The organism is Mesorhizobium comanense (assembly GCF_005503535.1).
GTDB lineage: Bacteria > Pseudomonadota > Alphaproteobacteria > Rhizobiales > Rhizobiaceae > Mesorhizobium > Mesorhizobium comanense.
This window is the reverse complement of the sequence record NZ_SCNN01000016.1, coordinates 94430-106348: the sequence shown is the minus strand read 5'-3', so window position 1 is coordinate 106348 and position 11919 is coordinate 94430. Positions and strand designations below refer to the sequence as shown.

The window sequence follows — 11919 nt, the reverse complement described above, 5'->3', positions numbered from 1 at the left end:
GTGCCAAGATGATCCATCGGGATTTAGGGCGCGGGCAAGTCAAGACAGTCATGACAGGTTCCATACTCATAGTCGATGACGATCCCGTGCAGCGCCGGCTGCTCGAGGCGGCGGTGACGCGGTTCGGCCACACCGCGATCGTCACCGATGGCGGTGCCGCCGGTCTCGACGTTCTCGACGGCCCCAACGCCCGCGACGTCTCGGTGGTCATCCTCGACCTGGCCATGCCCGGCGTCGACGGCATCGGCGTGCTGAAGGCGATGCGCGAGCGCGGCATCGACGTTCCGGTCATCGTGCAGACCGCGCAGGGCGGCATCGAAACGGTGGTTTCGGCGATGCGCCATGGCGCCTTCGACTTCGTCGTCAAGCCGGCTTCGCCCGACAGGCTGCAGGCGTCGATCGCCAATGCGCTCAAGGTCGAGGCGGTCGAAGGCGAGGTGAAGCGCACGTCGCGCAAGCGCGGCGGCCAGCTGACATTCAGGGACCTGATCACACATTCTCCCGCAATGGACCGGGTGATCCGGCTCGGCCAGAAGGCGGCGGCTTCCAACATTCCGATCCTGATCGAGGGCGAATCCGGTGTCGGCAAGGAACTTGTGGCGCGCGCCATCCAGGGCAGCGGCGACCGCCGGGCCAAGCCCTTCGTCACCGTCAATTGCGGCGCCATCCCCGACAATCTGGTCGAATCGATCCTATTCGGTCACGAGAAGGGTTCGTTCACCGGCGCCACCGACAAGCACATGGGCAAATTCGTCGAGGCGCATTCGGGCACGCTGTTCCTGGACGAGATCGGCGACCTGCCGCTTGACGTGCAGGTCAAGCTGTTGCGCGCCGTCCAGGAGGGCGAGGTCGATCCGGTCGGCGGCCGCTCGACCGTCAAGGTCGACATCCGGCTGATTTCGGCGACGCACCGCAACCTGCTGCAGCAGGTCAAGGACGGCAAGTTCCGCGAGGATCTTTTCTACCGGCTGAACGTCTACCCGATCTTCGTGCCGCCGCTGCGCGACCGCCGCGACGACATTTCCCATCTGGTCACGCATTTCATGGAGAAGGTGGCGCCCGCCGACCCGCGCCACCGCCTGCAGGGCATTTCGGCGAGGGCGCTTGCCGTGCTGCAGGCCTATGACTGGCCCGGCAATATCAGGCAGCTGGAAAACGCCGTTTTCCGCGCCTCGGTTCTTTGCGAAGGCGACGTGCTCGATGTCGAGGACTTTCCTCAGATACGGGCGCAGGTCGAAGGCACGGTCAATCTCGAAACCGAAGACGCGGCCCCGCATTTTTCGCCACCCGAGCCGCGCGATGACGATGCGGCCGAGGGAGATCCGGCCCCCGCTGCTGCCCCAGATCGACCGGCCCTGCTGCAGCCCCGTTTCGGCACGCTGCGGGCGCTCGACGAACGCGGCAATGTGCGGGCGCTGGCCGACGTCGAACTGGAGATGATCAAGCTCGCCATCGACCACTATAACGGCCAGATGAGCGAAGTGGCGCGGCGCCTGGGCATCGGCCGTTCGACGCTCTACCGCAAGCTCAAGGAATACGGCATCGACCCGGAAACAGGCCGCGTCGACCGGCTCGCCTCTTGAGCGTCGTCCTGTTCAACGGAGACGGCGGGCCGTTCTATCTCCTTGTTTTAAAGCAATTGCCAAGAGCAGCACTTCTCGCTTCGCCCGGGGAAAACCCCTTCAGGCTCGTCGGTTGAAGGAGCGGTTTTTCTTCATTCGGCTTCGCCCTCCGCAAGGTCGGGACCAGCTTGCGTTGCCATGATACGTTCCATGTGGCGTCGCGGCGGGATTATGGCGGACTGGCGGCGGCTTGGACGGGACTGTGTTCACGCATTAAGGCTAACGGTAACAGATCGTGTTCGGCCCAAGGGCGGAAACATGATCTAAACCAGCGGTTTACCAAGAAACCTTGTGAACAGATTTTGACGGGATATCGCCATGGTGTTACCGCATTTCGGCTTCAATAAGCGATGATTAACCATTAGGATCGATATTCGGGTGTGAGAACGACACATCCGTTTGGGCAAATCCGGGGACAAACGGCAGCCTGCAAGGCCTTTTGATTTGAACAGAATCGAACGACTCACAAACGGGCGGCATCATCAGGTGAGCGTCTGGCCGAGATGGCTGGCAGCGCTGATGGTCGCATTTGGTTTTGTTGCCGCGGCCGCCACAGGCGCCCAGGCCGAAGTTCGTTCGCTGAAGCTCTACCACCTCCACACGCATGAGAAGGCGGAGATCGTCTACAAGCGCAATGGCCGCTATGATCCCGAGGGCCTGCGCAAGATCAACATCATCCTGCGCGACTGGCGCCGCAACGAGCCGACCAAGATGGACCCGCGCCTGCTGGACCTGGTCTGGGAGGCCTATCGTGAAAGCGGCGCCACCGACTATATCCAGGTCGTGTGCGGCTACCGCTCGCCGTCGACGAACTCGATGCTGCGCAGCCGCAGCCGGGGTGTCGCCGAAAAGAGCCAGCACATGCTCGGCAAGGCGATGGATTTCTACATTCCGGGCGTGCCGCTGAAGAAGCTGCGCAATATCGGCCTGAAGATGCAGGGCGGCGGCGTCGGCTATTACCCGACCTCGGGTTCGCCCTTCGTCCATATGGATGTCGGCAATGTGCGCCATTGGCCCGGCATCAGCCGCCAGGAACTGGTCAGCCTGTTCCCCAACGGCAAGACGCTGCATGTGCCGAGCGACGGCCGGCCGCTGCCCGGCTATGAGCAGGCGCTTGCCTCCTACAAGGCGCGCAAGGGCTCCGGCACGCCCAACATCGAGATGGCCAGCGCTGGCGGCAGCGGCAAGAAATCGGGCGGGTTCCTCTCGGCCTTCTTTGGCGGTGGCGGCGACGACGAGGCCGACGACAGCGCCGATGTCGAGACGGCTTCCGCCGCTCCCGCGCCCAAGCCGAGAAATGCCAAGCCGGTGCTGACCAGCGCCAAGAGCGGCAATCTTCCGGGCATCGCCATCGTGGCGCCGGAGAACGCGCAACGCGCCGAGATTCCGCAGGTCGCCGACGAGCAGGCCCAGGAACCGCAGAAGGACACGCCGGAGACGATCATCGCGGCGCTGCCGGCCAAGGAAGTTCCGCTGCCCGATTTCGCCCCTCGGCCCAAGGTCGATGTCGGCGCGCAGCCTGAGAACGTGCCATTCGCCACGGCGGATGCGACCACCACGACCGAACAGGCCACGGCGACCGCGCAGGCGCCGGCGAACATGCCGTTCGGCAAGGCCGATCCGCAGGCGATCGCCGAGGCCGCCGCCGCCGATCCGGCGCAGGTTGCCGTCAATAATATTCCGCTGCCGACATGGCGCCCCGAGCGCACGCTGCCGGCGGACCTCGCGCCGCCGCCCAGCAAGGATGTGCTGATGGCGCTGGCCGACACGGCCGACCAGGGCAAGACCGCGACGGACGCGTTCTCGGTGCTGCCGACGGCGCGTCCCGAGCCGGCGAAGCCTGACGCCGTGAAGGCCGTTCTCGACGAAGCCAATGCCCAGACAGCCAGTACCCAGACTGGCAATGCCGACGAATATCAGGTCGCGTCCCTGGCCGAACAGCCGCGCTCGGCCTTCAACGATCCCTCCGATGCCAATGCGGCGTCGCCGCGCCAGGCCGTCGCCGCGCGCCCGGCCGGCTCCGATCCGGCGTCCGTCATTGGCGCCGGCGTCAAGACCACCCGCAAGGAAGCCCGGGCCACCGCCCGTGACCAGAAGCCGGTCGCCAGGGCGATGGTGGTTGCCGCGGCGCCCCAGGCCGCCCGGTGGGCGCTGACCAGCGGCGAGAACGTCGCGACCGTTTCGAGCGCCACGACGGCGCCGGGCTACGCCTACAACATCGTTCATACGCCGCCGAGCGAGGTCTATACGGCCGGCTTCCAGCAGGGAACTCAGGTGGCTGACGTCAATCGCTTCACCGGCAATGCCGTGAAATTCATGTCGGTCGCCCGCTTCCAGACGAAGTAACGGTTCAGCCAATCCGGTAAAGCCGCGCAGGCGACTGCGCGGCTTTGTGCTGTCCGAGGCATGATGGCCCGGTGCCTGACGCGCTTGTCGGGACGATCATTGTCTGGATGCAACAGCGTATCCTGTTGAATCGAAGCCCTTGAGATCAACCGTCCGTCGCGCGAGATCGATCCCGTTTGCGCATGATCACGAGCGGCTGAACTTCCCGTGAAGACGGAACAGCGGGCCTTTCGGCGGGTTAGGGTGCGTACCTTCCAATATGGGGATATTCATGAAGACGATTCTACTTGCATCGGTTCTGGCTCTTTCGGCAGCTTCTGCTGCCGTGGCTCCCGCGCTAGCCGAAACCGTGGTGATCAAAACCCACGACCATATGCACATGCGAAAGCATTGCCGGATGAAGACGGTCACGCACTGGCGTCACCACAAGAAGATCGTCGAGCAGGTCAAGGTCTGCAATTAGGCCGAAAGCGCATGCTGATCGACCCGGTCGGCGAAAGCCGGCCGGGTCTTTCATTTGCCCTCGAAGGTTATTTCCGAAGCTGGCTTGCGGCGCGCGCGAGCGCCTCGATCTCGTCCCACTTTCCTGCCTTGACCAAGTCGTCGGGCGCGACCCAGGAACCGCCGACGCAGATGACGTTCGGCAGGCTGAGATAGTCGGCGGCGTTCTTGCCGGTGATGCCGCCGGTCGGACAGAATTTCACGTCGGCCAGCGGCGAGGCGAAGGCTTTCAACGAGGCGATGCCGCCGGACTGCTCGGCCGGGAAGAACTTCAGGAACCGAAGGCCGGCTTCGCGGGCGGCCATGATCTCGCCGGGCGTGATGGCGCCGGGCAACAGCGGAACCTCGCTGGCGGCGGCAGCGGCCAGGAGCTCACGGGTGATGCCGGGGCTGACGATGAAGCGCGAACCAGCGCTGGCTGCCTCGTCGAACTGCTTGCTGTCCAGAATGGTGCCGGCGCCCACAATGGCTTCCTCGACCTCGGCCGCCACGCGCCGGATCGCTTCCAGCGCGTCGGCGGTTCTCAGCGTGATCTCGATCGCCGGCAGGCCGCCGCGCGCCAGGGCGCGGGCCAGCGGCACGGCATCGGCAACATTGGCGATCTTCAGCACCGGGATGACAGGCTGGCCGTTGAGGAGCGACAGGAGTTTTTCGGTCTTGCTGGGCATCTGTCTCTCTCCGTGTCGAGCCATGTCGAAGGCGATTTCAACCGATTAGCAGACGCGTGTTTGCCTGTCCACGACACCGGTCGCGTCGCGATGTCACGCGCCGCCGGACAGTTTACCGGCTCTTCCCCGACAGAGCCATGACAGCCCGCCAAACCCCTTTTGCCTTGAATCGGCTTTTCCGAGCGTCTAGTTGCTCTGCCAATGACACCGTCCGCCTCATCCCAGCCCGTCCGTGTCGCCGCGCTTTACCGGTTTGCCCGGCTCGATGCCTTTGACGAACTGCGCGCGCCGCTTGCCGCCTTCTGCTGCGGGCGCGGCATCAAGGGCACGCTGCTGCTGGCGCATGAGGGCATCAACGGCACCGTGGCCGGCAGCGAAGCGGCGGTCGCCGAACTCATCGACCATATCGAGGCCATCGACGGGCTGGCGGGGCTCGAGGTCAAGTACAGCACTGCCGCCGAGATGCCGTTCCACCGCATGAAGGTGCGGCTGAAGCGGGAGATCGTCACCATGGGCGTGGACGACATCGACCCGGCGAAAAGTGCCGGCACCTACGTCGCGCCGGCCGACTGGAACGCACTGATCAGCGAGCCCGGCACGATCGTCATCGACACCCGCAACGCCTATGAAGTGTCGATCGGTACGTTCAAGGGCGCGGTCGATCCCGCGACCGCGAGCTTTCGCGAATTCCCGGCCTGGGTGGAAGCGCATCGCGGCGATCTCGAAGGCCGTAAGGTGGCGATGTTCTGCACCGGCGGCATACGCTGCGAAAAGGCCACCGCCTATGTCAAATCGCTCGGTTTCGAGGACGTTTTCCACCTCAAGGGCGGCATCCTCAAATATCTCGAAGAGGTGCCAGCCGAACAGAGCCTGTGGCAAGGCGAGTGCTTCGTCTTCGACGAGCGGGTTTCGGTGTCGCATGGCCTCGCCGAGGGCGATGCCGAACTCTGCCGCGCTTGTCGGCATCCGTTGACGGCGGGAGAGCTGGCGTCGCCGAAATTCGTCACCGGCGTTTCCTGCCCGCATTGTTTCGACGCCCGTTCAGACGAGGACCGACAGCGCTACGCCGAGCGCCAGCGGCAGGTCGATCTCGCGCAGGCGCGGGGCAAGGGGCCGCACATCGGATCCTGACAGGGGCGGCTGCAAGACGGCTGCCTGTCATTGCAATGTCAGGTTTCGGGACCTACGTCTTCGGCGTTCGAAACCTGCCCGTTCGGCCGGGCACATGCTGGAGGCACTGAATGTTCGATCCCAAGAAGCTTCTCGACGATCTGCTCGGCTCGCAAATTCCCGGCACCACCGGCACGGTGCGGGACAAGGCGGGGCAGGCCGTCCAGATGGCCAAGGACAATCCGCTGGCCGCCGGCGCCCTGGCCGCCGTGCTGCTTGGCACCGGCACTGGACGGCAGGTAACAGGCGCCGCCGTCAGGCTCGGCGGTCTCGCCGCCATTGGCGGCCTCGCCTACAAGGCCTACCAGAACTACAAGGCGGGCAGCGCGCCCGAGCAGGCGCCACCGGCCGGCGATCCGGAATTGCTGCCGCCGCCGAAGGACACCGCCTTTCATCCCTCGCAGGCGCCGCAAGGCGAGGACGAATTCACGCTGACCCTGGTGCGGGCAATGATCTCGGCCGCCAAGGCGGACGGCCATGTCGACGACGAGGAACGCAAGAAGATCGCCGGCAAGCTCGGCCTCTCGGGCATCGGCCCGGATGCCGAGAAATTCCTGATGGCGGAACTGGAAAGGCCGCTCGATCTCGACACGCTGGTGGCCGCCGCCCATACCGACGCGCAGAAGCTCGAACTCTATACGGCGTCGCGCCTGACCATCGATCCCGATACGCGGGCCGAGCGCGGCTATCTCGACCTGCTTGCCGGCCGGCTCGGGCTGCCGGACGCGCTGGTCGACCATGTCGAGGCAACCGTTTCGGCGGCCAAGGTGCCCGTGGGAACCTCGCCCAATCCACGCTGGTAACCCAAATCGGGACAGGGACGCTTTTTCGGCGTTAACCTTTCGTTAACTCAGGAAGCGCATCATTCTAGGCAGTCGGACCGGCTTTCCTCCTCCCAAGCTTGGTTCAGATCAGGGCGGTCGCCAATGACCGCCCTTTTTGTCGGCCCCGACAGGCCCTTTTTCCGAACAGTCTGAATTCGATCCTGTGCCACGGGCCGCGCTTGCCATGGCCCACGCCATTTGCGATGCCTTCCCCGAACCAATCCTGAAAGATCATTGGGAGCGCACGGCGCTGCCGGAGGACATCTGCAATGACCGAGCAAAGAACCGCCATCGTCACTGGCGCCGGGACCGGCATCGGCAAGAGCGTCGCCACCGCGCTGCTCAAGGCCGGCTGGAACACGGTCTTTTGCGGCCGCCGCAAGCCGGTGCTGGACGCGGCGATCGCCGAGGCGGGGCCGACCGGGGCCAAGGCATTGGCGGTTGCCTGCGACATCAGCAAGGCCGATGAGGTCGATCATCTGTTCAAGGCGGTGACGGAGGCTTTCGGGCGCGTCGACCTGCTCTTCAACAACGCCGGCATGGGCTACAAATCGACGCCGATCGACGAGATTCCGGTGGACGTCTGGAACGACATCGTCGGCGTCAACCTCACCGGTTCGTTCCTGTGCGCACGCGCCGCCTTCGGCGCCATGCGCAGGCAGAAGCCGATGGGCGGACGCATCATCAACAACGGTTCGGTGTCGGCCTATGCGCCACGCCCGGGCTCGGTGCCCTATACGGCGACCAAGCACGCCATTACGGGGCTGACCAAGACGCTGGCGCTCGACGGCCGCCCTTACGACATCGCCTGCGGCCAGATCGACATCGGCAACGCGCTGACCGACATGGCCCAACCGATGACGGTTGGCGTGCCCCAGGCCAATGGCTCGATCGCAGCCGAGGCGGTGATGGACGTCCAGCGCGTTGCCGATGCTGTCGTCCACATGGCCAGCCTGCCGCTCGACGCCAACGTGCTGTTCATGACCGTCATGGCGACCAAGATGCCGTTCGTCGGGCGCGGGTGAGCGCTGGGCGCGGCTTATTTGCCAGCCAGCGGCACGCCGGGCTTGAAGAGCAGAATTGGCCTGATCTCGTAGACCGCTGTCGGATTGACGCGGCGAAGGTCGCGGGCGATGGCGATGGCCTCGTCGCGCGCGGCGCAGTCGACGATATAGAAACCGAGCAACTGTTCCTTGGTCTCGGTGAAGGGGCCGTCGATGATCACGCCGTCGCCCGGGCCGCGCAAGGTGAAGGCATCCTGTGTCGCCCCCAGGCGCGCGGACGGGCCGAGCGTGCCGTCCTCATGAAGCTGGGTGTTGATCTTCAGCAGTTCGGCCATCAGCGCCGCGTCTTCCTGCGGCGTGAGGGCCTTGATGGCATCTTCCACGTGATAGGCAAGGATTGCATAGAACATCCGGCGTCACCTTTTCAAAACGTCATCCAAACGGGCCGATCGTAGAAAGTCGGATGGACGGGAACAAGAGGAGATCCTCTGATGTCTCAGCGCGATGGCTTTGCCGCCTGATCGACGAGCCACTCGACAAACCCGGCGATGGCCGGGTTCGCCAGTCCCTCCTCGCGGCAGATGCAGTAGTAGTTCCGGGCGGCCGGCGTGGACAGGGCGAGCGGCTGGACGAGGCGCCCCTCATCCAGGTCGCGGAAGGATATGATGTCGTTGGTGAGCGCAACGCCGTGGCCATCCCGGGCCGCCTGCAGCACCATGGCAAAATTGTCGAAATAGATGTCGGACTGCACGGTGTGCGGCACGCGCGCCTGCATCAGCCAGTGCCGCCACTGGCTGCCGTCGTCCTCGTGCAGCAGGCGATGATGCAGGACATCGCGCGGCTCGCGAATGCCGTGCGGCCCGCGCAGCAATTGCGGGCTGCAGACCGGCGCCGCATGCATGCTGTGCAGCAGCCGCCATGAAAATCCGGGCCAGGGCGGGCTGCCATAGACGATGGCGACATCGACCTTGCGCCAGTCCAATTCCTCGAAGGTGATCGCGGTCAGCATCTGCAGCCGCGTGTCGGGATTGGCGTCCAGAAACTGAAATATGCGGGCTGTCAGCCAGGTCGTCCCGAAGACGGAAGGCGCCGAGACGCGCAACTCCGCCTTGGCTGTCCCCGAGTAGGCGCTTGTCGATATTTCGCGGATCGAATCGGCGATCTGATGCATCGCCATGCCAACGCTTTTCTGAAGCGTCGCCCCGCGTTCCGTGAGTTCGAGCCGGCGGCCGTTCTTCCTGAAAAGGTCCACGCCCAGGGAAAGCTGCAAGGCACGCAACTGCTGGCTTATGGCGCCCGGCGTGACATGCAGTTCGGCCGCCGCCGCCGCGATATTGCCCAGCCGCGACACGCTTTCGAAGGCCCGCAACGAATGAAGGGAGGGAACGGACATGGTGCCTTAGTTTAGAAAAACTGCTCTCTTTTTCTTCTAAAGATTTAGCTTGTCTGATGGAAATTGCAACATATGGTTCCTCGCAGCCGCCAGTCGGCATCACAAAAACAAGAATGGGGAACCGGATATGCTTCAGACACGCATCGCTCTTGCGGCGAAGATCACCCTTGGCGGACTGGCCTTCATGACCCTTGCCGCCACCGCGCCGGCGGCACGGGCCGAGACCGTCAACCTTGTCCGCAACGGCGTGCTCAATGTTTGCACCGGCGGTGATTTTCCACCCATGCAGTATTACGAGAATCCCGGCGACGAGAAGCTGGTCGGTTTCGAGGTCGATGTCGTCGACGCCATCGCCAGGCAGTGGGGCGGCACCACCAAATATGTGGTCGGCGATTTCAAGGGTCTGCTGCCGTCGCTCGGCGCCGAGCGCTGCGATCTCGTCGCAAGCGGCATCATGGTGACCAAGGAGCGGCTCAAGGCCTACGACGCCGTGCCGTACTTCGTTTCAAACGTCGTGATGGTGACGTCCGCGTCGGATACCGAAACCAGGACGCCGCTCGACCTCAGCGGCAAGGTGCTGGCGATCGAGGCCGGCACGACCTATGAAAAGACCGCGGCGGACCTGAATGCAGAACTGGCAAAGGCCGGCAAAACGCCGGTGCAGATCCAGACCTATCCGTCCGCTTCCGCCGTCATCGAGCAGATCCTGGTCGGCCGGGCGGCGGCGACGATTACCCAAGACACGACGGCGGCCTTCCGCATCAAGCAGATGCCGGGCCGGCTGCAGGTGCCTTACAACTACGGCGATGGCGAAACCTACGGCATCTATCTGAGAAAAGGCGGCGACAATCGCGCGGCCCTGGTCAAGGCCATCGAGGCCTTGCAGGCCAGCGGCGAGATGAAGGCGCTGCTGGGGAAGTGGAATCTTCCCGAGACCGCTACCGACGTCAAGCACGCGACCGATTGAGGGCGGCCGACGTGTTCGACGGCAAGCTCTTCGTGACGGCGCTGTTCGGCTGGCCCCTTGCCAAAGGGGCCCTGCTGACCCTGGTGCTTTCGCTCCTGGTCATGGCGGTCGCCCTGGCCATCTCGCTGGCGACGGCATCTCTTGCCACATCGAAGCGGCGCTGGGTGCGCCTCTCGATCGCCGGCTTCGTCTGGCTGTTTCGCGGCGCGCCCGCGCTGCTGGTGCTCTTGTTCATCTGGAACGGGCTGCCGCAGCTGTCGGCGGTGTTCCGGGCGGACTGGTTCAGTCCTTTCGTGGCGGCGTTTCTCGCTCTGACCCTGATCCAGATCGCCTACCTGACCGAGATCCTGCGCAGCTCCTACGCATCGATCGGTAAGGGACAGTCCGAGGGCGCGGCGGCTCTCGGCCTGCATAGGGGGCAGATATTCTTCCTGATCATTCTGCCGCAGGCGCTTCGCGTCGCGCTACCGGCGCTGGTCAACGAGTTCATCTCGCTGCTCAAGGCGACTTCGCTGGCGACGGTCATCTCGCTCAAGGAACTCATGACCGTCACCCAGTTCGCGATCGCCACCAGCTTTCGCTTCCTGGAGTGGTACGGGGCAGCGCTGATCTACTACATGTCGATGGTGTCGGTGCTGACTGTTGTCCAGATGAAGCTGGAGCGCATGCTTGCCCGGGGCCATCGCTGATGCCGACCCCGCCTCACGCAACGCCCGACTGGTTTGTCCGCGAAATCCTGGGGCCGGACATCTCGCGGATATGGGAGCCGCATGTCCATTCCTATTTCAGAAGCAACGTCTTTCATGTCGTCGGGCGCGATCTCGACCTCATCATCGATGCCGGCATGGGCATCTTACCGCTCAGGCCAATGCTGCACCTGTCGCAGGGCAAGCCGGTGCTGGCCGTGGCGACGCACATCCATGTCGATCATGTCGGCGGGTTGAGCGAGTTCGATGCGAGAGCCGGCCATCGTGAGGAGGCGGCTTTTTTCGCCGATATGGCGGACGAACACACTTTGGCGCATCTCTTTCGCACACAGCCGGAGGCCGTCGACAGGCTGCCGAACGCGGGATGGCAGCCACAGCGTTTCCAGGTCAGGGCGGCGCCGCTGACCCGGACACTGGACGAAGGCGACAGGATCGAGACTGGCGACAGGTCGCTTCGTATCCTGCATTTGCCTGGCCACTCGCCAGGGTCGATAGGGCTACTGGACGAGCGGAACGGCGATTTCTTCGCCGGTGATGCGATCTATCGCGGGCGCCTGATCGACGATCTTCCGGGTTCGCACGTCAAGTCCTACCGGGCGACGATGCGGCGGCTTCTGGAGGTCGAGTTCAGCCGCGCCTATTGCGGACATGGCGAGCCGATCGACCAGAAAGAACTGCGGTCGATCGCAAGGGCCTATCTCGCCAGAACCGCTTGAA

General features: G+C 64.3%; 12 protein-coding genes. 9 read left to right on the top strand and 3 right to left on the bottom strand.

Going from position 1 to position 11919, the window contains the following annotated elements; translation table 11 throughout:
* Positions 1-50: 50 nt before the first annotated feature.
* From FFS37_RS24480 to FFS37_RS24470, 3 genes are all read left to right on the top strand, one after another.
* Positions 51-1583, top strand: a complete 1533-nt coding sequence (locus FFS37_RS24480; RefSeq protein ID WP_137933543.1) for a sigma-54-dependent transcriptional regulator — start codon at positions 51-53, stop codon at positions 1581-1583.
* Between the two features lie 558 nt (positions 1584-2141).
* Positions 2142-3968, top strand: a complete 1827-nt coding sequence (locus tag FFS37_RS24475; protein WP_232375754.1) for a DUF882 domain-containing protein — start codon at positions 2142-2144, stop codon at positions 3966-3968.
* A 271-nt stretch (positions 3969-4239) separates the two neighbouring features.
* On the top strand, positions 4240-4431 hold the full coding sequence (locus FFS37_RS24470) for a hypothetical protein (protein ID WP_137933541.1): 192 nt from the start codon (positions 4240-4242) through the stop codon (positions 4429-4431).
* Positions 4432-4498: 67 nt separating this feature from the next.
* On the opposite strand, the gene FFS37_RS24465 is transcribed toward FFS37_RS24470, so the two are convergent.
* Positions 4499-5137 (bottom strand): 2-dehydro-3-deoxy-phosphogluconate aldolase, encoded by a 639-nt coding sequence (locus FFS37_RS24465; protein WP_137933540.1) that lies wholly within the window; start codon positions 5135-5137, stop codon positions 4499-4501.
* A 201-nt stretch (positions 5138-5338) separates the two neighbouring features.
* On the opposite strand from FFS37_RS24465, the gene trhO reads away from it, so the two are divergent.
* The 3 genes from trhO (at position 5339) to FFS37_RS24450 (ending at position 8156) form a co-directional block, all read left to right on the top strand.
* Positions 5339-6268 (top strand): oxygen-dependent tRNA uridine(34) hydroxylase TrhO, encoded by a 930-nt coding sequence (gene trhO / locus FFS37_RS24460; protein WP_137933539.1) that lies wholly within the window; start codon positions 5339-5341, stop codon positions 6266-6268.
* Positions 6269-6378: 110 nt separating this feature from the next.
* Positions 6379-7110 (top strand): tellurite resistance TerB family protein, encoded by a 732-nt coding sequence (locus FFS37_RS24455; protein ID WP_137933538.1) that lies wholly within the window; start codon positions 6379-6381, stop codon positions 7108-7110.
* A gap of 290 nt (positions 7111-7400) precedes the next feature.
* Positions 7401-8156 carry an SDR family oxidoreductase gene (locus FFS37_RS24450; protein ID WP_137933537.1) on the top strand — a complete coding sequence of 252 codons (756 nt, stop codon included), beginning with the start codon at positions 7401-7403 and terminating at the stop codon, positions 8154-8156.
* Positions 8157-8170: 14 nt separating this feature from the next.
* Here the strand turns inward: FFS37_RS24450 and FFS37_RS24445 are convergent, their stop codons facing one another.
* Together FFS37_RS24445 and FFS37_RS24440 are read right to left on the bottom strand one after the other, a co-directional pair.
* On the bottom strand, positions 8171-8545 hold the full coding sequence (locus tag FFS37_RS24445) for a YciI family protein (RefSeq protein WP_137933536.1): 375 nt from the start codon (positions 8543-8545) through the stop codon (positions 8171-8173).
* 86 nt (positions 8546-8631) lie between these two features.
* Complete coding sequence (locus FFS37_RS24440; RefSeq protein ID WP_137933535.1) at positions 8632-9528, bottom strand: LysR substrate-binding domain-containing protein; 897 nt, start codon at positions 9526-9528, stop codon at positions 8632-8634.
* A gap of 127 nt (positions 9529-9655) precedes the next feature.
* On the opposite strand from FFS37_RS24440, the gene FFS37_RS24435 reads away from it, so the two are divergent.
* Genes FFS37_RS24435 through FFS37_RS24425 form a run of 3 tightly spaced genes read left to right on the top strand, consistent with a single transcriptional unit; the run spans position 9656 to position 11918 of the window.
* A complete protein-coding gene (locus FFS37_RS24435; RefSeq protein WP_137933534.1) occupies positions 9656-10495 on the top strand; it encodes a transporter substrate-binding domain-containing protein in 840 nt (279 codons plus the stop codon).
* Between the two features lie 11 nt (positions 10496-10506).
* Positions 10507-11184, top strand: coding sequence for an amino acid ABC transporter permease (locus FFS37_RS24430; protein WP_137933533.1), 678 nt, complete (start codon positions 10507-10509; stop codon positions 11182-11184).
* Entirely contained in the window at positions 11184-11918 is a 735-nt protein-coding gene (locus tag FFS37_RS24425) for an MBL fold metallo-hydrolase (RefSeq protein WP_137933532.1), read from the top strand. The genes FFS37_RS24430 and FFS37_RS24425 overlap by 1 nt, the downstream gene beginning before the upstream one ends.
* The last annotated feature ends 1 nt before the right edge of the window (position 11919 follow it).